22 protein-coding genes are annotated in these 21,219 nt (G+C 49.2%); 15 read left to right on the top strand and 7 right to left on the bottom strand.

What is annotated here, in order from left to right; translation table 11 throughout:
- Positions 1–12 precede the first annotated feature (12 nt).
- The 3 genes from K3G39_RS10345 to K3G39_RS10335 all read left to right on the top strand — a co-directional run bounded on the left by K3G39_RS10345 (position 13) and on the right by K3G39_RS10335 (position 3,049).
- Positions 13–1,386: a peptidylprolyl isomerase gene (locus tag K3G39_RS10345; RefSeq protein ID WP_220626091.1), complete on the top strand. Its 1,374-nt coding sequence runs from the start codon at positions 13–15 to the stop codon at positions 1,384–1,386.
- A gap of 8 nt (positions 1,387–1,394) precedes the next feature.
- Positions 1,395–2,360, top strand: a complete 966-nt coding sequence (locus tag K3G39_RS10340) for a MoxR family ATPase (RefSeq protein WP_220626090.1) — start codon at positions 1,395–1,397, stop codon at positions 2,358–2,360.
- 257 nt (positions 2,361–2,617) lie between these two features.
- Positions 2,618–3,049, top strand: a complete 432-nt coding sequence (locus tag K3G39_RS10335) for a hypothetical protein (RefSeq protein ID WP_220626089.1) — start codon at positions 2,618–2,620, stop codon at positions 3,047–3,049.
- Between the two features lie 80 nt (positions 3,050–3,129).
- On the opposite strand, the gene K3G39_RS10330 is transcribed toward K3G39_RS10335, so the two are convergent.
- Positions 3,130–3,996 (bottom strand): SDR family NAD(P)-dependent oxidoreductase, encoded by an 867-nt coding sequence (locus tag K3G39_RS10330; RefSeq protein WP_220626088.1) that lies wholly within the window; start codon positions 3,994–3,996, stop codon positions 3,130–3,132.
- A 182-nt stretch (positions 3,997–4,178) separates the two neighbouring features.
- On the opposite strand from K3G39_RS10330, the gene K3G39_RS10325 reads away from it, so the two are divergent.
- Entirely contained in the window at positions 4,179–4,808 is a 630-nt protein-coding gene (locus tag K3G39_RS10325) for a GNAT family N-acetyltransferase (RefSeq protein ID WP_220626087.1), read from the top strand.
- A gap of 6 nt (positions 4,809–4,814) precedes the next feature.
- Here the strand turns inward: K3G39_RS10325 and K3G39_RS10320 are convergent, their stop codons facing one another.
- Positions 4,815–5,963: a hypothetical protein gene (locus K3G39_RS10320; protein WP_255594227.1), complete on the bottom strand. Its 1,149-nt coding sequence runs from the start codon at positions 5,961–5,963 to the stop codon at positions 4,815–4,817.
- Positions 5,964–6,123: 160 nt separating this feature from the next.
- Between K3G39_RS10320 and recA the strand changes: the two genes are divergently transcribed.
- The 5 genes from recA to K3G39_RS10295 all read left to right on the top strand — a co-directional run bounded on the left by recA (position 6,124) and on the right by K3G39_RS10295 (position 11,046).
- A complete protein-coding gene (gene recA / locus K3G39_RS10315) occupies positions 6,124–7,167 on the top strand; it encodes a recombinase RecA (RefSeq protein WP_220626086.1) in 1,044 nt (347 codons plus the stop codon).
- A 171-nt stretch (positions 7,168–7,338) separates the two neighbouring features.
- Positions 7,339–8,151 carry a DUF3108 domain-containing protein gene (locus tag K3G39_RS10310; RefSeq protein ID WP_220626085.1) on the top strand — a complete coding sequence of 271 codons (813 nt, stop codon included), beginning with the start codon at positions 7,339–7,341 and terminating at the stop codon, positions 8,149–8,151.
- Between the two features lie 196 nt (positions 8,152–8,347).
- On the top strand, positions 8,348–9,043 hold the full coding sequence (locus tag K3G39_RS10305; RefSeq protein WP_220626084.1) for a response regulator transcription factor: 696 nt from the start codon (positions 8,348–8,350) through the stop codon (positions 9,041–9,043).
- A 3-nt stretch (positions 9,044–9,046) separates the two neighbouring features.
- Complete coding sequence (locus tag K3G39_RS10300; protein ID WP_220626083.1) at positions 9,047–10,087, top strand: cell wall metabolism sensor histidine kinase WalK; 1,041 nt, start codon at positions 9,047–9,049, stop codon at positions 10,085–10,087.
- Positions 10,088–10,332: 245 nt separating this feature from the next.
- A complete protein-coding gene (locus K3G39_RS10295) occupies positions 10,333–11,046 on the top strand; it encodes an RluA family pseudouridine synthase (protein WP_220626082.1) in 714 nt (237 codons plus the stop codon).
- A 188-nt stretch (positions 11,047–11,234) separates the two neighbouring features.
- On the opposite strand, the gene K3G39_RS10290 is transcribed toward K3G39_RS10295, so the two are convergent.
- On the bottom strand, positions 11,235–12,215 hold the full coding sequence (locus tag K3G39_RS10290) for an NAD(P)H-quinone oxidoreductase (RefSeq protein WP_220626081.1): 981 nt from the start codon (positions 12,213–12,215) through the stop codon (positions 11,235–11,237).
- A gap of 197 nt (positions 12,216–12,412) precedes the next feature.
- Here K3G39_RS10290 and K3G39_RS10285 point away from each other — a divergent pair, with 197 nt between their 5' ends.
- The 6 genes from K3G39_RS10285 (at position 12,413) to tsf (ending at position 18,078) form a co-directional block, all read left to right on the top strand.
- Positions 12,413–12,778, top strand: coding sequence for a BlaI/MecI/CopY family transcriptional regulator (locus K3G39_RS10285; RefSeq protein WP_220626080.1), 366 nt, complete (start codon positions 12,413–12,415; stop codon positions 12,776–12,778).
- A gap of 1 nt (position 12,779) precedes the next feature.
- Positions 12,780–15,224 (top strand): M56 family metallopeptidase, encoded by a 2,445-nt coding sequence (locus K3G39_RS10280; RefSeq protein ID WP_220626079.1) that lies wholly within the window; start codon positions 12,780–12,782, stop codon positions 15,222–15,224.
- Positions 15,225–15,428: 204 nt separating this feature from the next.
- On the top strand, positions 15,429–15,878 hold the full coding sequence (rplM, locus tag K3G39_RS10275; RefSeq protein WP_220626078.1) for a 50S ribosomal protein L13: 450 nt from the start codon (positions 15,429–15,431) through the stop codon (positions 15,876–15,878).
- Positions 15,879–15,884: 6 nt separating this feature from the next.
- Positions 15,885–16,271, top strand: coding sequence for a 30S ribosomal protein S9 (gene rpsI / locus K3G39_RS10270; RefSeq protein ID WP_018476900.1), 387 nt, complete (start codon positions 15,885–15,887; stop codon positions 16,269–16,271).
- Positions 16,272–16,292: 21 nt separating this feature from the next.
- A complete protein-coding gene (gene rpsB, locus K3G39_RS10265) occupies positions 16,293–17,060 on the top strand; it encodes a 30S ribosomal protein S2 (RefSeq protein ID WP_220626077.1) in 768 nt (255 codons plus the stop codon).
- Between the two features lie 184 nt (positions 17,061–17,244).
- On the top strand, positions 17,245–18,078 hold the full coding sequence (gene tsf, locus K3G39_RS10260; protein WP_220626076.1) for a translation elongation factor Ts: 834 nt from the start codon (positions 17,245–17,247) through the stop codon (positions 18,076–18,078).
- A gap of 80 nt (positions 18,079–18,158) precedes the next feature.
- Here the strand turns inward: tsf and K3G39_RS10255 are convergent, their stop codons facing one another.
- The 4 genes from K3G39_RS10255 to K3G39_RS10240 form a co-directional block, all read right to left on the bottom strand.
- On the bottom strand, positions 18,159–18,482 hold the full coding sequence (locus K3G39_RS10255; RefSeq protein ID WP_220626075.1) for a hypothetical protein: 324 nt from the start codon (positions 18,480–18,482) through the stop codon (positions 18,159–18,161).
- A 105-nt stretch (positions 18,483–18,587) separates the two neighbouring features.
- Complete coding sequence (locus K3G39_RS10250) at positions 18,588–18,830, bottom strand: hypothetical protein (RefSeq protein WP_220626074.1); 243 nt, start codon at positions 18,828–18,830, stop codon at positions 18,588–18,590.
- Positions 18,831–18,893: 63 nt separating this feature from the next.
- A complete protein-coding gene (locus tag K3G39_RS10245; RefSeq protein WP_220626073.1) occupies positions 18,894–20,714 on the bottom strand; it encodes a DNA mismatch repair protein MutS in 1,821 nt (606 codons plus the stop codon).
- Between the two features lie 28 nt (positions 20,715–20,742).
- Positions 20,743–21,168, bottom strand: a complete 426-nt coding sequence (locus tag K3G39_RS10240) for a RidA family protein (protein ID WP_220626072.1) — start codon at positions 21,166–21,168, stop codon at positions 20,743–20,745.
- Between the last annotated feature and the right edge of the window lie 51 nt (positions 21,169–21,219).

The following is a 21,219-nucleotide window of genomic DNA, read 5'->3' as shown; positions in this document are numbered from 1 at the left end:
ATAGAAGTCAACATGCATAACACAATCTATAAAACGAAAAACCTGGCCCTGCTACTGCTCTGCCTGATTACAGCCTTTACAGCCACGGCGCAGGCCCCTACACAGAAGAAACTGGATGGCATCATAGCCAAGGTAGACAACCACGTGATCCTGCGCTCAGAGCTTGAGTTCAGCTACCTGCAGTACCTGGCGCAGAGCAAACAGCAGCCAAGCGCGCAAACTGAGCCTTTAAAATGCGAGATACTTAAGTCGATGGTGCAGGAAAAACTGTTGCTGGCCCGCGCCGAGATTGACTCTGTTGTAGTAGAAGAAACTGCCGTAACAGGCGAACTGAACCGCAGAATTGATTACCTGGCCTCGCAGGTAGGTGGCACAGAGCGCCTTGAGCAATATTACAATAAATCTGTCAAGCAGCTGCGCGACGAACTGCGCCGTTCTGTTCGCAACCAAATGGTATCTGAAAAGATGCAACGCGAAATCACGGACAAAGTAACTGTGACCCCGAAAGAGGTGCGCCGCTATTTCAACCAGATTCCTGCAGACAGCTTGCCTTACTTCTCCAGCGAAGTGCAGCTGAGCCACATTGTGAAGTACGCAGAGGTGAGCCGCCAGCAGAAGCAGGCTGCCCGCCAGAAGCTGGAAGAAATTCGCGCGCGTATTGTGGCCGGTGAAGACTTTGCCACACTGGCTCGTGAATACTCTGAAGATCCGGGCTCTGCCGAAGATGGCGGTGAACTGGGTTTCATGAAAAAGAAAGAACTGGTACCAGAGTATGAAGCTGCTGCACTGCGTCTCGAGCCAGGCCAGATGTCAAATGTGATAGAATCGATGTTCGGGTTTCACCTCATTCAGATGATCGAGCGCAAAGGACAGGAGTTCAACACACGTCACATCCTTATTAAGCCTGCCACTGCGCGTGTGGATGTGCAGGATGCCATTGCTGCGCTGGACAGTGTGCGTACCCTCATCTTGAACGATAGCATCAGCTTTGCGAAAGCTGCCAAAGATTTTTCAGACGATAAGAACACAAAAGACAACGGAGGTACCATCATTAGCCGTATGACTGGTAATTCGTACATTCCGATGGATGAAGTGGAGCCAGGTATATTCTTCGTGATCGATACCATGAAAGTGGGTGATGTGTCGAAGCCGGTGACCTTTACCACGCCTGATGGCAGAGAAGCAGCCCGTATCATTCAGCTCCGTTACAAATCATCGCCTCACATGGCCAACATGAGCGACGACTATCAGAAAATAGCCGCCGCCGCCCTGGCACAGAAAAGAGACAAGGCAGTGGACGAATGGTTCCGAAAAAACAAGGACACCGTATTCATTGAGATCGACCCGGATTACGACCAATGCAAAGTGCTTGAGTTAACGCAATAGACACGTACATGAAGCAGTATACCTCTGACAAAGAAGCAGCCGACGCGCTGTACCGCTCCTACCAGGACCTCACTTCTGAAATATCAAAAGTGATTGTAGGTCAGGAAGACGTCGTGCGCCTGGTACTTACAGCCGTTTTTTGTCAGGGGCACTGCCTCCTGGTTGGGGTTCCGGGACTCGCCAAAACACTTCTTATCCAGACCATCGCCTCCTCGCTTGACATGTCTTTCAGCCGGGTGCAGTTCACGCCGGATCTGATGCCGAGTGATATTGTGGGCGCTGAGACGTTGGACAAGGATCGTAATTTCAACTTTGTGACAGGCCCCATCTTCGCCAACATCATTCTGGCAGATGAGATTAACCGTACGCCTCCTAAAACGCAGGCAGCCCTGCTGGAAGCGATGCAGGAGTATGCTGTAACGGTTGCCGGCAAGCGTTACGAACTGCCCCGCCCCTTCTTTGTGCTGGCCACCCAAAACCCGATTGAGCAGGAAGGGACCTATCCCCTGCCTGAAGCACAGCTCGACCGCTTCATGTTCAACATCACGCTGGGTTACCCGAGCTACGAGTCGGAGCTGCAGATCGTGAAGAACACAACCGGCGCAGCCCGCGTAGCGCTCGATAAAATTTTGCACGCTGATGACATCATGGCTTTTCAGCAGTTGGTGCGTCGCGTACCGGTAGTGGACAATGTGGTAGAGTATGCCGTGAAACTGGTGCACAAGACCCGCCCTAACACAGCAATGGGATCTGAACGGGCCAGCCAATACCTGGAGTGGGGTGCCGGACCGCGTGCCTCCCAGCATTTGATTATCGGGGCAAAGTGCAATGCATTGCTTAACGGCAAATACTCGCCTGATATAGAAGACGTGCAGGCTGTTGCCTTACCAATTCTTCGTCACCGCATTGTGCGCAACTTTAAGGCCGAGGCAGAAGGTATAACAGTCGAGCAGTTGATACAGGAGCTGCTGTAAACTAAATTGCTGAATTGTTGATAATTAAATTGCTTAGAGCCGAATAAGGTATAGCTCTAGCTTTCTTTGCATAGCAGAAGCTAGCACCTTCAGTTATACCTTGTCAATCATCGCAGAACTCTAGCCAGTCAACAATCTCACAATTCAGCCATTTAACAATTTAACACTTCAACAATTCACCAAACAATTTAGCAATCTAAGCTTATTGGTGTAATTTTGCGCCTGTACTGATTTTTGAACACATTACCCTGAAACTTATGGAGGCGGCAGCGCTATACGTTCGCTTTAAAGAAAACCTGGCCACTATCATCGGAGCCCTGAACAGCAAACTGGAGGTTCGCTCCATGCCTTATAATGTATCTATTCCACTGGAGGTAGACCTGCTAGCCGACATTTTGCGCCTGCATGGCCTTGAGTTTAATTCTGAAACAGCGGGAGCAGCTCGCCTGGAGGATTTCACGCGCTGGTTTAAGCAGAACGAGAATACAGTGATGGACACCATGCAGCGTGTCATGGAAGACAAAAAAGCTTACATGAAAACGTCGGGTGGTGTGATACTGCAGAAAGAAATGCTGATCCGCAGACTGGAGTTTTTCAACGAAACGGCCCATACCCTGCAGGTGATGATGCGCCAGCAGCAGCTCAACAGCCCGAAACACTTCAAATACCCTTTCCTTTTGAATCAATAGCCAATAGCTATACCTTATAAAAGCAAAGGGCCTGCAGCCTTATACCTGCAGGCCCTTTGCTTTTATACATTTCCAAAAGCTTATTTATTCCGGATGGTGGTATGCCCTTCTTTGGAATGTTCCAGGTCAAGCTCGCCATCTGGCTGTTTCTTCATACTGGAGGCTGCCTCATCTCCTACCGGGCCTTTTGCAATTGTAATGCCGCCATCAACCATATAGAGTGCACCCGTCACATACGAGGCCTCATCTGAAGCCAGGAAGCAGTAAACATTCGCGACTTCTTCCGGGCTCCCCCTGCGGCCCATGGGTGTGGCTGCTTTCATGGTCTTCACCATTTTGCCATCCATCGGGCCGGTGCTTTCGTGCGTCCAGGCAGTGTCGATTGGTCCTGGCCCTACAATGTTGACCCGTACGCCGAACTGCGCCTGCTCCACGGCCAGCCCTTTCATAAAGGCATGGATAAAACCTTTGGTACCACCATAAGGTGTGTTCTGCGCTATACCTATCACGCCAGCCTCAGATCCGGCGGACACAATATTCCCTTTTGTTTTGTGCAACTCTGGCAGTGCGGCCTTGCTCATAGCAAAAGCTGACTTAATGTTGTTCTTGATCATGTAGTCCAGCGCCTCCTCGGTGTAGTCCTGCAGCAGGTTCACCTCCGGGAAGACCCCGGCATTGTTGACGAGGACGTCGAGCTGTCCGTATTGTTTTACCGCGAGCTCGACGCATGCCTTTGCGTTGGCTGCAGTGGAAATGTCACCATTATAGGCGATCGCTTCTCCGCCCTCTTTCTGGATTTCCTTCACTACATTTTCAACGGGGTCTTCGGGGAAGCCCGCTACTACAACACGGGCCCCTTCCTGCGCAAATTTCTTACAGATCGCCTCTCCTATACCTGTTCCGCCGCCCGTCACGATGGCGACTTTGCCTTCCAGTCTGTTTTTCATAGATCAATGGTTAAAAATTTTCAGTATTTACATTCTATAAAACCTATAACGGCCTTCACTCCTGATCGGTTGGTGCAGGCAGGCTTCTGAAGATTATCCTTACATTTTCGGACGGATAGCGTATGACAAAAAAAGCAGCAGAAGCGACGATCTAGCTGTTCCATTAAAACGAAACTATACCTATGAGCTTTTTATACAATACCCTGACAGATGCTTTTGATGAACAACTCAAGACGGATCATCTGGTACTCAGGCCTTATGCGGAGGGTGATGAGCAGGAGTTTATGCGCGTTATTCAGGAGGACACGGCAGCGCTGAACCCGGCCTTTACCGGAAGGGTAGCCCGCGTGCGCGCCCTGGAAGATGCCCGCACACAGCTGGCCCAACTTCGCAGCGACTGGGACAACCGCAAGCAATTTGACTTTGGCGTATGGCTCAAGGAAAGCAACACGTATATTGGCGACATCACGCTTAAGAACATAGACCGGTCGGTGCCGAAAGCGGAGGCAGCTTTATACTTTACCAGTTGGTCGGAGATGCTGAACCTGGCGCAGGAGGCCTTTAGAGCGGTGCTGCATTTTGCATTTGAGGATGTAAAGCTCAACAAGGTATACATGCGCTGCACACAGTATAATAATGTGTGTTCGCAGTTGGCTGAGAGTTGTGGCTTTGTGAAGGAAGGGGTGCTGCGAAGTGACTTCAGGGGTGCCGACTCCGAAGAGCTCCTGGACCTGATCTACTATGGCATGACCCGCGATGACTACGAGCAGACAACCCATCTAAAGCAACGCGATTCCCAAGAAGCAGTCTAAGCTGGTTTATTTGCGAGGCTTCGCGACAAAAAAGTCAGTATCAAACGTCAGATAGATCGCATTCGAAAATTCCAGCTTCGGATTATCCAGATCAATAACAGGTTCCAGGCGCAGCGTCAGGTATAGGTCGTCCATTACCTCAATATCCTTCATCAGGCGAAGTATCAGCACGTGTCGGTCTTCCTGTATGTAGTCAGGGTCTTTGTAAGTCGTGGAAGCCGACTGAAATAGCTTGCCACCCATTTCGGTAATATACCCGTCACCACGCCAATAGCTTAGCATCACATCCTGGTACCTGGTATCTATACCTGCATTCAGGTATACAGCACCGCCCTTCGTGAAAGGCAGTTGAAACGTGTTGGAAAAGTCATTAAAACCGAGCAGATAGTTTTTGGTGTATACCCGGTGAAGTATGCGATGCGGCAGTTGCCGTTCTAACTCAAAGCCTACTGCGGCATTAAACACGGTGAGCAGGGGCAAGGGTGAACTGTCGATCTGACCGCCTTTGTGCTGCGCCGTGAACTGCACAGGTATAGCCAGGCGTAGGGTATCGCCCGCCACGCTGCCGGGCTTGCTAAGCAGGCGTATGGCGGAACTGATGCCGCCCGCCACTTCCTCCCGCACCGGGTCAGCCGGGTAGATCATCTTGCTCCAGTCAACCCAGGCATCCAACTTTACCCGGTGAGTGTTGAGCAAAAACTGCAGCCCGTTTTCCAGCCGGTCATTGATCACCCGTTCAAAATCGTAGAGCGGCTCTATATAATTATGGCTGAGATTCCCCTCCAGCGTACCGAACACAAAAGCCCAGTTTTCCTGCTGCCACTTTACAGTAAAGGTCGGCTGAAAGTCCTGATAACCTGAGCTGCCGAAGTCCTTCCACAAGAAGGCACCCGCATCAATTCGCACCGCAGCAGACGGATAATAGCTTACCCGCGGCATGAGGTGATAGCCAAACAAGGTATAGCCATCGGCTATCTTATTGAAATACTCATTATTTTTAGAGAAGCCAAAAGCGTGCAGCCCAATCCTAATCTGATTAGCATTTTCAGGTTTAACAGGTATAGCCAGTTTAAGTGCGTCGTTGTTGAGCTGGCCATAAGCTAAAGAGCTGTATAGCACAGTAAACACACAAAATAAAAGCCTAAAATATCTCATAAAAAAGGGTGTAAGATGGCACAAAAGCCCGTCAGTATGTGTTGTAACAAGACAGCCATAGTCAACTAAAATATTTAGCAAAATACCTGCTACTTTTTTTGCAAATTGATTTTGAACGTCGTAATTTCACATCAATATAAAGCTATTTAATTAAACACACATGAGCGTAAGCAACGAAAAACTAAAAGCCCTGCAGCTGACGATAGACAAGCTTGACAAGACTTACGGTAAAGGAACCGTAATGAAGTTGAGCGATAACAAAGTGGAAGACATTCCGGCTATCTCTACCGGCTCGCTAGGACTTGACATTGCTTTAGGAATTGGCGGTTTACCGCGCGGCCGTGTCATCGAAATCTACGGTCCTGAATCGTCTGGTAAAACCACGCTTACCATGCATGCTATCGCAGAGGCGCAGCGCGCCGGTGGCCTGGCTGCCTTTATTGACGCAGAGCACGCATTTGACAAGGCATACGCCGAAAAACTTGGAATAGACACGGAGAACCTCCTGATCTCGCAGCCTGATAACGGTGAGCAGGCCCTGGAGATCGCCGATCACCTGATTCGCTCCGGAGCAATCGATATTATTGTAATTGACTCTGTGGCTGCACTGGTACCGAAAGGCGAACTGGAAGGCGACATGGGTGACAGCAAAATGGGTCTACAGGCACGTTTGATGTCGCAGGCATTACGTAAACTGACTGGAACGATCAACAAGACCGGCTGCTGCTGTATCTTCATCAACCAGCTTCGTGAGAAGATCGGTGTGATGTTCGGTAACCCGGAAACTACTACAGGTGGTAACGCACTGAAGTTCTACGCCTCTGTGCGTCTGGACATCCGTCGTATTGGCCAGATCAAAGAGTCTGCTGACAATATTACTGGTAACCGTACTCGCGTGAAGGTGGTGAAAAACAAAGTAGCGCCTCCGTTCAAAGTGGTAGAGTTTGACATCATGTATGGTGAGGGCATTTCTAAAGTAGGCGAGATTCTGGACCTTGGCGTTGAGTTAGGTGTAGTACAGAAATCAGGTTCCTGGTTCTCTTACAACGGCGACAAGCTAGGTCAGGGCCGCGACGGCGTGAAGCAGATTCTGCTTGACAACCCGGAACTGCAGGAAGAAATCGAGCTTAAGATCAGAGCAATTGTAAAAGGCGAGCCTGAAAAAGTGGCCGCTGCGCTGGAAGATACCAGCGGCGCCGAATGAACATTATTCCCTGTTAACAAGTAATCAAAAAGGTGCTATGTATTATAGCACCTTTTTGCGTTTTAAGTTGTTGGTAGAGTGAATATAAGATATTACCTTAGTGATGAGGCTTGATTTGGTATAATAGTTGGATGTAAACTGTAAACTACACATGCCTTACCCGTTTAGCTTATGAAAAGGATATTACCAATATTAGTGCTCGTGCTTGTTGTTCTCTCTGGCTTTGCAGCCAAGGAGTCGCTGCGCACTATACCTAACGAAAGCTTTAGTGCTGGTGAACTACTGAAGTATAAAGTGCATTATGGCCCGATTACGGCAGCTGAAGCCGTGATTGACATAGCGCCCAACCTGCACCGCGTCAACGACAGGCCAACATACAAAGCCACTGTGTATGGCAAAACCAGCAGCTCGTTCGACCTGTTCATCAGAATTCGTGACACCTGGCAATCTTACATCGATACGGCGGCTATACTGCCGCATCGCTCTTTCCGCAACATTGAGGAGGGTAGCTACCGCAAGCGCGAAACTGTGGACTTTAACCACTTCACAAACACGGCACAGGTAGAATCAAAGAAAAAGAACAGAGACAAAAGAGAAAGTACGCATAAAATCCCTTCCGGCGCTCAGGATATTGTAAGTGGTTTTTACTACCTGCGCACTTTGGATTATGACCGCTTCAAGCCGGGCGACAAGTTTACGATCAAAGGATTCTTCGATGAAGAGACGTTCGATATGTTGGTAACCTACCAGGGACGCGAAACGATCAGTACCAAAGCCGGCTCCTTCAAAGCCATTAAATTGGTGCCGCGCATGCCAAAAAACAAGCTGTTTAAGGGAGAAGATGCCATTACTGTATACCTTTCTGATGACAAAAATAAGATACCGGTGTTGATTTCAGCCAATATGTTTGTTGGATCCGTGAAGGTAGATCTCTACGAACACAGAAACCTGAAGCATAAACCTGCCCTGGTGGCACAGAAATAAAAGAAAAAGCCAGCCTAATCAGCTGGCTTTTTCTTTTACTGAAAAGCGAATGTTAAGAAAATATTATGATTTGACCGCCTGCTCCTTCTATACCTTCCGAAGTGATATCTTTGTATTGAAATGGACGCCGCCAAATGGCTTCCAGCAATAGCTATACCTGCCCGCTCTGTTGGCAGGACACCCAAATTATAAAGATGTGCAGACACCAACCCAAGCTCATTACAAAATACTGGTAGTTGACGACGACCCGGATATCGTGGAGCTGCTGCAGTATAACCTGGCCCGCGAAGGCTATGACGTAGCCCAGGCCGAAAACGGCAAAAAGGCAATAGAAGTAGCTCATACCTTTAAGCCCGACGTGATCCTGATGGACGTGATGATGCCGGTGCTGGACGGGATAGCCGCCTGCCGCCAACTGCGCGAAGAACAGGACTTCCGCCATACGCACATCATCTTTCTGACAGCCCGATCAGAGGAGTTTTCTGAAGTAGCCGCTTTCGACGCCGGTGCTGACGATTTCATCACAAAACCGATTAAGCCACGTGCCCTGCTCAGCCGCCTGGCAGCCTACGCCCGCCGCGATGCGCAGCAGGAAGAACAGGAGCAGGTGATCGAGATCGGAGGCCTGCGCATAGACCGCACCAGCTTTGCCGTGTACAAAGGCGGGGAAAAGATAACGCTCCCGAAAAAAGAATTTGAACTACTGGCCTTTCTGGCAGCTACGCCTAATAAAGTGTTCACGCGCGAAGAACTGCTCAACAACGTGTGGGGAAGCGACGTGTATGTGATTGCCCGCACCGTGGATGTGCACATCCGGAAAGTGCGCGAGAAGATAGGCGACGATCAGATCAGGACCATCAAGGGTGTTGGCTACAAGTTTAACACCGACTAAAACATGAATTTAAACTCCCGTACGCTTGCCCTTTTGGTATCGCTGGCTGTGGCCCTTGTGCTCACTGCCTTTTTGGCTTTAGCCAGCTCTTTTTCCTCAAAGGGCCTGATGGCGGCGCTGGTTCTGGTTTTCATCTGTTGCTTTCTTCTGATCTATTTCTCTTATGAAGCACTGGTGTTCCGGGAGATCAAAAACGTGTATTCCAGTCTCGAGAAAATAAAAAAACAGGAGTACCGCAAAGCGGAGGGCCGCTCCCTGTTCACAGCCGACCCGCTCCGCAAAATAAAAGACGACATCTTCCAGATTGCCGAGCGCAAGCAGCAGGAAATTGACGAACTCAAGCACCTGCAGGTAATGCGTCGCGAGTTTCTGGCCGACGTTTCGCACGAGCTCAAAACCCCGATCTTCGCAGCACAGGGCTTCATCCATACCTTGCTCGACGGCGCCATAGACGATCCCAGTGTGCGCGACAAGTTTTTACAGAAAGCAGCCAACAGCCTCGACGGCCTCGACACGCTGGTGCAGGACCTGATCAGCATTTCACAGTTCGAGAAAGGCGTTGTGAGAATGGAAAAGCAGAACTTTGACGCAGTGCAACTGGTGCACGAGGTATTTGAGCAGCTGGAGCAAAAAGCCACGAACAGTCAGACAAAACTACATCTGCTGGATGTAGAGCCTGGAGAGAAAATCATGCTGCACGCCGACCCCAATCGTATCCGTCAGGTGTTCATCAACCTCGTGGATAATGCCATTAAATACGGCCACACAGGCGGCAACATCTGGGTTTCGTTTACAGAAGGCCGCAAGCGCTATACGATTACGGTGAAAGACGATGGCCCGGGTATAGCACAGGAGCACATTAATCGCATTTTCGAACGTTTCTACCGCATCGACAAGAGCCGCTCCCGTGACAAAGGCGGCTCCGGTCTCGGCCTTGCCATCTCCAAGCACATCGTCGAAGCCCACCGCTCCTTCATCGCTGTTAAAAGCGAACTCGACAAGGGCACCATGCTCCGGTTTAAGCTATTAAAGGCGAAGAGTTAGTTGATTGAATTGTTAAATTGTTAATGGTTGAATTGTTGAAATCTCAAAACGATTGGCAGGTATAACCTCAGATAAGGAAAGAAAGGCAGAGGTTATACCTTATTCACCTCTAGGTAATCAACAACAAGCTATTAACAATTCATCCACCCAACAATACAACCATCAACCATTCAACCATAATTATAAGTATCTTTGCGGGCTGTGCGGCTAAGGTATAGCTGCGCGCATTAACGATACAGTACAGCATGAAATACCCGGTTTTTAAAGACCTGATCATATTTGAGAACGAGGACTTTCTGGTAGTGAACAAGCCGCCGTTTCTGGCTACACTCGAGGACCGTACTCCGAACACCACCAACCTGCTTAAGCTGGCAAAGCAACACAACCCAAATCTGCAAGCCTGCCACCGCCTCGACAAAGACACATCGGGCTGCCTGGTGTTTGCCAAAAGCCCCGAGGCTTACCGCCACGTGTCGATGCAGTTTGAGCACCGCGAGGTATACAAGGTATACCATGCCGTAGCCTGGGGCGTGCACAAATTTGAAGACCAACTAGTGAACCGTTCGATACTGGCAGGTGCCAAAGGTGTAGCTAAACTCACGCCGCAGGGCAAACCTGCCGAAACGTACTTTACTACGCTGGAAAGCTACAGTCGCCACACCTTGCTGGAATGTATGCCGGTGACAGGTCGCCTGCACCAGATTCGTGTGCACCTGGCGTTTTTGGGAGCACCTATTGTGGGGGATGAGTTGTATGGTGGAGAGCCGCTATACCTGAGCACCCTGAAGCGCAAGTTCAACCTAAAGCAGCAAACTGAAGAGCAGCCGCTTATCAAACGCTTTGCGCTGCACTCGCATGCCATTGGCTTCAGGCTGATGAACGAGGAGCCGATCAAAATTGAAGCACCCTATCCGAAAGACATGGCCGTGCTGATCAAGCAACTTCGGCAGTATAGTTAGTTTTTGACAATAGACCATTTGTCAAAGGACAAAGGACGCTTGAAAAATCGGGCTTCTTTTGTCCTTTTTGTTTTTAGCCTTTTGGACCGCCTATACCTTTACCTATACCTATGATCCAGGATTAATCCGCTATCATCAATACTCGGTCGTTAAATAGTATTTCGCAGAAAACTTACTTTGTCAAAAAATTAGCTTACACGCAGCACAATCTTCCCGATATTCTTATTCGCCTCCATGTAGCGGTGCGCCTCGGCCGCGTCTGCCCAATCGAATACAGAATCTACTACCGGCTTGATCGTGCCGTTCCTAAACAAAGGTATAGCAAAGGCGGCCATATCTTTCGTGAGTTTGATCTGGTAGTCGCGGGTACGGGAGCGCAGTGTGGAGCCGATCACCTGCAGGCGTTTGGTCAGGATCTTGCGAAGGTCAAACTCTTCTACTTTGCCACCGCCCAAACTCGCCAGCAACACCATTCTTCCATCCAGGCGCAGACATTCGATGTTTTGCATGAAGTAGGGCCCCGCGATAAAGTCCACGATCACGTCAACTCCTTCTGCGTGGGTATAAGCGAGTACCTCCTCTTCAAAAGGCACCTCTTTGTAGTTAATGGCTTTGTGCGCTCCAAGGTCCAGACAAGCCTGCACTTTCTTTTCAGAGGCTGTCACGAGCACTTCGGCGTTTAGGGCGCGGGCAAGCTGTATACCTGCTGTACCTACCCCGCTTGCTCCCGCATGGATAAGCAACCGCTCGCCAGCCTGCAGTTTGCCCAGCCATGAGATCGCCTGCCAGGCCGTGAGGAAGACTTCAGGTATAGCAGCGGCTTCTTCCATGCTCAGGTTTTCAGGTATAGCCATGGCCATTTCTTCGTGTATCACGGCGTATTCAGCATAGCCTCCGCCCGGCAGCAACCCCATGATTTTGTCACCTTTCTTGAAACGGGTGCAGCTTATACCTGCCTGCACCACCTCTCCGGCTATTTCGAGGCCCAGCAGCGGACTTTCTCCCTTCGGAGGCGGGTATTTACCTTGTCGCTGTAAGGTGTCGGCACGGTTGAGCGCAGTGGCGTGTACGCGCACCAGCAATTCGTAAGGTTTAGGCAGTGGCTGTTCGTATTCGCCCAGCTCCAGTTGCTCGGGTCCGCCGGGCTGCTTTACAAGTATGGCTTTCATATCAGATGATGGTTTGGTGGTGGCTATACCTTAAGACGCCAGCTAAAATTAGATGTTTCTGCTCTTCTATCAAAACAGCTTCCATTGGCTCTAGACAAACTTTCTAGACCTGACTGAAATAAATTTTGAAAGAATTATACCTCATCGCTTGACCTTATTACGAAACTTTCGTAACTATACGAAAACATCGTAGAAATATGGAAAAGCTGACACAACAAGAAGAAGAAGCGATGCAGGCGATTTGGTCGCTGGACGGCGGTTTCATCAAAGAATTTCTGGAGAAGCTGGAGGAGCCGAAGCCGCCCTATACCACACTGGCCTCTACGGTGAAGAACTTAGAGAAGAAGGGTTTTCTGCTGAGCGAGAAGTATGGCAACACCTACCGCTATACCCCGGCCATTAAAGAAGCAGACTATAAGAAGCGTTTCATGAAGGGTTTTGTCGGTGATTATTTCAAGAGTTCTTATAAAGAGCTGGTAGCATTTTTTGCGAAGGAGAAACAGATCAGCGCAGAGGAGCTGAAGGAGATTATTGACATGATCGAGAACAAAAAAACGAAATGATATGCCAGCCCTGCTCCTATACCTGCTGAAAGCGAACATAGCCTTGGTACTGTTCTACCTGGCTTACCACCTGGTGCTGCGCAAACTCACGTTCTATCACCTCAACCGGCTTTTCCTGGTATTCGGCATCCTCTTCTCGGCCGTCTATCCGCTGGTAGACCTCTCGGAGCTATTCAGCAAACACGATGAACTTGCAGCAATTCAAACCTATGCCGTTGTGTTGCCTGCCTGGTCACCGGCCCCTATACCTGAACAGGCGGCGTTCGACTACTGGCTTATACCTGTCGCGCTGTTCTGGCTCGGCTGCGGACTGATGCTGCTGCGGCTGGCCGTGCAGTTTGCCTCGCTTTACCGGATACACCGCACCTCGGTGCCCGCCTTTTACCAAGGGGTGGAATTCCGGAAGGTGCCAGGTATAAGCGAAGCCTTTTCGTTCTGGAAAACCATCTACCTGAACCCGGCCCAGCACAAGTCACCTGAGCTGGAATCGATATTGCGGCACGAGCAGATACATGTGAACGGCTGGCATACCCTGGATGTGCTGCTGGCTGAGCTGAGCACCGTGTTTTACTGGTTCAACCCGGGTGTGTGGCTCATGAAGCAGGCTATGAAAGAAAATCTTGAATTTATAGCCGATCAGCATGTTGTAAATGCTGGCGTCGACAGAGTAGCATACCAATACCTCTTACTGAAAGTTGTAGGCGCCACACAACCTCAGATTGCCAATCAGTTTAATTTTCCCTCACTTAAACGACGAATTGCCATGATGAACAAAATGCCCACAAATAAAGCCAACCGGCTCAGATTGCTGGTTGTGCTACCCCTCGTAACGGTGCTATTGGTTGCCTTCCGGAGCGCTTCCCAGGACGATATTGCCACTATGACGGAAGCCATATTCCCCGATGAAGCAACACAGGCTCCTACTGACCCAACTGACGAATACGCTGCCTTCTATGCCCGCAACCCTGAGGTAAACCGAATATCCTGGAGATCGAACAGGAAAATAGTAGTTGCGCTCAAGTCTGGTGCTGAAGAGGTCTATACCTTTGGTGACAGGCAAAGCATGGCCTCGGCCGAGCTGAAGTATGGCGAAATGCCAAGCGCACCACCCGTTGCCAGAAGGGACAATCCGGACCAAAACGAAAGAGCTAAAAAAGTGGCTGCAGAGCACAAGGCTTTTTATGCCCGCAATCCGCAGGTAAGTAAAATCGAATGGGTATCCAGTAACGAGATCAGAGTACGCCTGGAGTCGACGGAGGAAATCTACAACATGGCTGATAAGAAGAGTCGTGCTGTGGCTGAAAAAAAGTATGGTCAGTTTCCGTCAGGCCTTGGTGCTGCTCAGGTTATGTCCAGAGCAGAGTTTGAATCTCAGAATGATGATGCTGTACAGCAACAGAACGGAGAGCGTATTTTCTCGCCAACAGATATTGGCTACTACCAGGACCGGAACAACCTGCCAGTGGAGTATACCAACTTCCTGAAAAGAAACCCGACCATTGATAAAGTTGGCTGGAAGATTCATCCAGAGAAAGGTCCGCAAGCAGTAGTGCTATTCCTGAAATCGGGCACCACTGAAATGTATAACCTGAATGACCAGACGAGCATGGCCAAGGCAAAAAGTAAGTATGGCGCGTTTCCGGGCTTACTGCCCCCCCCACCGCCTGTGATGATAAAGGAGGAATTGCCTGCGCCACCTCATATCAGAAAAGAAGAATCTATAGGGGCGGAAGGGGCGATGCCAACCAACATATCCTACTTCATTGATGGGAAAAAGTCCAATAAAGAAGCCGCACTAGCCCTAACACGTGACCAGAAGGCTATTCACAGCACAAGCATCTTTAAGGACGAGGCCGCTCAACAACTACTAGGTGACAAAACTGTTACAGGGGTTGTTTCTATCATCACAAAGCAAAAAAAAGACTCCCGCCAGGTACAGGAGTTCAACAAAAAACTGAAGCATCTTGTGCCACCACCACCAGCTGCACCAGATGCTCCAGGCACACCACCTCCACCTCCTGCACCTGGCAAAGAGGCAATTCCACCCGTACCTCCGGCACCTTCTGGTGAGCAGCTTCCGCCGCCACCTCCAACCAGGTATGACGGTCCGGCTATACCTAAAGCAGGCGGAGCTCGACTGGTTGAAACCGAAGAGTTTGTTACCTATTTCCTTTGGCCAGAGGAGATTACAAAAAGAGAACTGGAAGTAGTACAAAGGGCATTCAGAGAAAATAACTTTGACCTTACTTTCAACGAGAAGTATGATGGTGGCAAGATTAGCAGCCTGAACATAGTGCTTGCTTCTCTAAATAAGAAGTCACGTGCTAGTGCCACCTACAATGCAGGCGCATTGAAAAATCTATTGGACGCTGATAATATTGTGATCGTGCAGGGAAACAAAAAGACAGGAGAAGTTCGCATTGCGACAACCCTTGCTCCGAGATAACCTACAGGTATAGATACTAGATTAGCTTATAGGCGGTGGCGCAGCTTTGTGCCACTGCCTTCTTTTCAGTATTCCTCTGTGTTCCAGCATATTTCTATACCAAGTATTGCATATCAAATAAAGAGTTTCTATCTTTGTGACCATTTTTCAAGAACCCTCGAGAGAAAAATTAATTGTTAAATAAATCGCTTACAACCACCAAAAATGGATCATTTAAGTTATAAGACCCTTACTGTCAATAAGAAGACAGCCAACAAAGGCTGGGTGATTATTGATGCAGGGCAAGGAAGCTTGGGTCGCGTGGCGTCTGAAATCGCCAAGATCCTGAGAGGCAAGAACAAGCCTTCGTACACGCCAAACGCTGACTGCGGCGACAACGTAATCGTTATCAATGCTGATGACACACGTTTCACTGGTCGCAAGTGGGATCAGAAGTACTACCTGTCGCACACTGGTTACCCAGGTGGTCAGCGCAAGACTTCTCCACGTGAGCTGAAGGCTAAATCATCAACGCTGCTCGTTGAGCGCGCTGTTCGTGGCATGTTGCCTAAAGGCCCACTAGGCCGCGAGCTATTCCGTAATCTTCATGTTTTTGCAGGAAGCGAGCATCCATTTGCAGCTCAGCAGCCTAAAGAATTAACCCTCAACATCTAATAATTAATGGAAGTTATCAATACATCTGGTAGAAGAAAAACCTCGGTGGCTCGTATCTACATGACGGCCGGGCAAGGGAATATCACTATTAACGGTAAAGATATCAAGGCATACTTCCCTGACGAAGTACTGCAAACTATTGTGAATCAGCCGTTTCAAACCTTAGAAGCTATTGGCAAGTACGATGTTACTGCTAATCTAAAAGGTGGTGGTGTAAGCGGCCAGGCTGAAGCACTTAGACTTGCTATCGCGAAAGCACTGGTAGTAGAAAACGCCGAGACTAAATCTGCACTCCGCAAAGAAGGATTCGTAACCAGAGATCCTCGTATGGTGGAGCGTAAGAAGTTCGGTAAGCGCAAAGCGCGTCGTTCATTCCAGTTCAGTAAACGTTAATATTAAAGGTGTATCAACAACATGGCAAGTACTAATTATAAAGAATTACTTGAGGCAGGTGTTCACTTCGGTCACCTTACCCGCAAGTGGGATCCGAAAATGGCTCCGTACATCTTCATGGAGAAGAACGGGATCCACATCATTGACCTGAACAAAACTTTGGTTGCCCTTGAAGAAGCTACTTCAGCTATCAAGAACATCGCTAAGTCTGGTCGCAAAATCCTTTTCGTAGCTACCAAAAAGCAGGCACAAGATATCGTAGCTGAAGAAGCACGTCGTCTGAAAATGCCTTATGTAACTGACCGTTGGTTGGGTGGTATGCTGACGAACTTCGCTACTGTGCGTAAGTCACTTAAGAAAATGTCTACGATCGACAAGATGGTAAAAGACAACACGGCTTATGCAGCGATTGCAAAGCGTGAGCGTCTGATGCTTTCTCGTGAGCGTGAGAAACTGGAGCGTGTACTGGGCGGTATTGCCGACTTGTCTCGCCTGCCAGCTGCTCTGTTCATTGTGGACGTGAAGCGTGAACACATTGCCGTGAAGGAAGCACAGAAGTTGAACCTGCCTGTATTCGCAGTTTGCGATACAAACTCTAACCCAGAGACGGTTGACTTCCCAATTCCAGCAAACGACGATGCGTCTAAATCTATTGCACTTATCGTTTCTATTATCGGTAAGGCAATCGAAGAAGGTCTGTCTGAGCGTAAAGTAGACAAAGAAGAGACTGAGCGTAAGCGTTCTGAAGAAGAAGGCATCAAAGCCAAGCAGGAAGCTGACGAGCAATAATCTCGCATGCATATAGCATAGTCAATAAACTGAACATTGGGCCCTTAAGCTTCAATGTTCAGTTTGTTTTAGGGGAGTAGTTAGAGCAGGAGAGCCAACGATAATTTTCAGGCAGCATTTCGCGCTAACTCCTTTTCACAAAGGATTTCTAATTTATAATTTTTAATTTCTAATTATAAGAAAGATGGCTATTACAGCACAAGACGTTAACAGACTTCGCCAGGAAACTGGTGCAGGTATGATGGATTGCAAAAAAGCACTTACAGAAGCCAACGGTGACTTCGAAGCTGCTAAAGATATTCTGCGTAAGCAAGGTCAGAAAATTGCCAGCAAGCGTGCTGACAATGCTACTTCTGAAGGTATCGTGTTGACAAACGTGAGCGAAGACGGCGCTACTGGTGTTGTAGTTGCACTTGCTTGCGAAACTGAGCCGGTATCTAAAGTGGAAGACTTCAAGAATCTGGCACAGTCTGTACTGGATGCAGCTGTTTCTACTGGCGCTTCTTCTAAAGAAGAATTGCTGGCAGCACCTCAGGCTGACGGTCGTTCACTGCAAGACCACATCACAGATCTGATGGGTAAAATCGGTGAGAAGATCGACGTAGTTTCTTACGAAACTGTGAAGGCTGAAAAAGTTGTAGCTTACAACCACTCTAATGGTAAGTTAGGTGTATTGGTAGGTATGAACAACACCAGCGGTACAGACGTGACTGAAGTTGGTAAGGACATCGCGATGCAAATCGCTGCCATGAAGCCAATCGCGCTGGACAAAGACGGTGTTGATGCTGCTACAATCGAGCGTGAGATTGAGATCGGCAAAGAGCAGGCACGTGCTGAAGGCAAGCCAGAGCAAATGCTGGAGAAAATCGCGCAGGGTAAACTGAACAAGTTCTACAAAGAGAGCACACTGTTGAACCAGGAGTTCGTAAAAGATTCTTCTCTTACAATCTCTCAACTGCTTGAGAAGACAAGCAAAGGTTTGACTGTAACCGAGTTCAAGCGAGTAGCTATCGGCTAATCCACGTTAGTTTTCATATTAAAAAAGGCTCTGAGAAATCAGAGCCTTTTTTGTTTGTCTATACCTGCAGGTATAGTAGGTTATCCCTGAAACAGATTTTGCAGAAACGCTGGGGTTTTAATGATACCTGTCAGCATCATCATGGTGGCTATGGCTATACCTGCAACTACCCGAAACAGATAACCTTTCACGACAGACGATCCTGCCTGCTTCTCCTGGTACACGCGCAAGGCAACTCCTACGAGCATCACGACTATACCTGCATACAGAAAAGCGGGGCTAACATTGTTTTCAAAATTCAGAGTGCCCAGCATTCGCAGCGCAGTGGGCCACATAATGAGCGCCATCCCACCATATAGCAGTAGCTGGGGCGTGAGGGTGCTTTGCAGGATAAGTCTTTTCATGGGAAGATTCAGATTAGCTGATGTGTAAGGTATAGCTCAAAACTATGCTTAGTAACTATACCTTGTAACCCGTTCAATTCCAGGCAAAAAAGCGCTGCCTATACCTTAGTTATTCCGTCTCACCGTACTCACAAAGGCATCACGCATGTCCTGGAATCGGTTAACCACCGCTTCGATGAACTCCTCGTCCAGTAAGGCCTTGGCGCCCTCGTCTCCTGCTACTTCGGTTTCCTCTATTTTATAAGTCTGCTCCAGGTTCGCTTTCTCCAGCTTCAGGATATACTTGCCGTTATAGGAATGCAGCGTGATTTTCACATGCGGATTAGGGATGTCGGCTACTACTCTCATAGGTTTATATGCTCGTTAAATGTGTTGCTATGCTAACGTAAAATCAGGCTTCAGGTACACGACTTATCCTGCCGCATCTGTCCGTTCCATCTCAATGCCCATTAGCTGCATCAGCTTGCTGGCGTTAAAACTGCGGCAGATGCCTCGGTGCAAGGTATAATCAAACAGTATCTTGTCGCCCTCGATGGTGCTGTTAAAGCTGAAATTCTCGACACTGCCCGGTAACTCCTGCTCCATGGCGCCTAGCTCCAGATCGTGCGTCGAGATGAGTCCAGAGGCATTGCGGCGGTGCAGCTGCCGGATCAGGGCCATCGCGCCGGCGTGGCGGTCACGGGAATTGGTTCCTTTGAGTATCTCATCTAACAGGTAAAAGACCGGCTCATCTCCTTCTGTCATGTTCAGGAGGATGCGCAGGCGCTTGAGCTCGGCGTAGAAAGAAGAGGTATTCTCAGCCAGATTGTCGGCGGTGCGCATGGCGGTGTATACCTGTGCGGGGGCTACTTTCAGGCGGCGAGCGCACACGGCTGCTCCCATAAAGGCAAGCACCATGTTGATGCCCACAGTGCGCAGGAAGGTCGTTTTACCGGACATGTTGGAGCCCGTTACCACAATGGTCTTGCCTGCTCCCTGCATATCGAAATCGTTAGCGATGCGCTCCACTGAAAAGATAAGCGGGTGGACCAGTTGCTCGGCATCCAACTCGAAAGGTATAGTACTCAGTTCAGGTATAGCGAAATGGGGTTGGGCATACTGGTAGGCTGCCATACTAGCCAGCGCTTCAAACTCTGCCAGCAAATCAAGCCCGTTCTCTACCTGATCCAGATGCTCGGCTTTCCAGGACTCTATCCGGTAGATGCACACAAAATCCCACATCAGGATGGTGTTCAGGAAAAAGCTCATCAGCGTGCTGAGTCGCCAGGAAAAGTAATCGATGATGGTGGCGACTTTGCCGATGGCTGTGGAAGCAGGCGTGTTGTCTTTGTAAAGTTCTGTCCTGATCTCCTCCAGAAGCGGCGCTTTAAATGTATGGGCCTCCAGGTGCTGCAGTTGGTCGGTATAACTTTGCATGGCCTCGTACATGCCGATGCTCTTGTCGTAGTAATCGTCGCGTTGCTTCTGGAATTTAAGACCCAACAGGTACTGGATAGCCAGGAACGCAACTGCGATATAACCCGAATAACCATAGAACCAGGCCGCAATTGAGGCTAAAGTCAGGACAGGCAGCGCAAATACTAAAAGCTTCAACCAAGGATGCGCTTTATACAAGTCCTGTGCACGTAGCCAGTCAAAGAACTCCTGAGTATTTGCTTGGGTGTGTTTGTAGTGCCTTGGCTTTACGATGGCCTGTTGCAGCCATTCCTGTTGCTCAGGCTGGGCTAGTTCTGCCACAGCCTCCTGCCTGCGCAACACTTCCGGAGCAGGTGCCGCCTGCCGGAACCACTGAGCAAGTCGTAGCTTCCCAATACTGGTCACCGAACGATTCATGAGTTGGAAAAGCGAATCCGGACCGAAAATGTCTAGATCGGAGGTATAGGGATGATGATCGTCTTTAAAGGCGTCACCCCCGTCAAAGCCATGTAACTTGCCCTGCAGCCGGTCGATTTCCTGCAGGTTGAGTTTGCCGAGCAACTGCAGCTGCTTATACCTGTAGTCGAGGCGACTGTGCCAGCGCATAGTAATCACAAAAAGGATATAGAACCCGACAATGCTGATAATGCCTGCGCTGTGGTTGCCGTCTCTGAAAAAGAGCCAGGCCGTTATAGCGCCAGCTATAAATACCACAACCCTCAGCCACGACACCGACTTCGAATTGCCGGCCGCTTTGTGTTCCTGTTCCGCATAGGCCTCGGCCCGCTGCTTAAATTCTTCTTCTCTACTGTTCACGTATAGTTGTTCTGTTTGCAGGTATAGGCTAGTCAATCGTGGCGATGCACTTCAACTCAATGGCAATGGGCGTTGGTAGTTTATTGATCTCCACGGTGGTGCGACAAGGCTGGTTGTCCTTGAAATACTCGGCGTAGATGCGGTTGTAAGTGGCAAAGTCGTCTTTCATGTTTGTCAGGTATACGGTCACGTCCACCAGGTTTGCCCAGCTAGTACCGGAGTCTTCGAGTATGTAGCGCACATTCTGGAACACGGAGCGGCACTGCGTTTCGATGTCGTACGAAGTGATGTTGCCAGCCTCGTCCAACTCTACACCCGGAATCTTTTTGGTACCTCGCTCCCGTGGTCCAACGCCGGACAGGAACAAAAAATTGCCCACGCGGCGGGCATGCGGGTATAGCCCCACCGGCTCCGGGGCTTTCGATGAATTGAGAAGCTCTTTGTCGTTTGTCATACTCAAATATAAAACATTCTTGCCAGCATTGTGCTTTAGTCACCGCTTCTA

It is taken from the genome of Pontibacter sp. HSC-14F20, assembly GCF_019599265.1.
Lineage (GTDB): Bacteria > Bacteroidota > Bacteroidia > Cytophagales > Hymenobacteraceae > Pontibacter.
The sequence above is the reverse complement of the archived record's forward strand: the minus strand, read 5'-3'. Positions and strand labels throughout refer to the sequence as shown.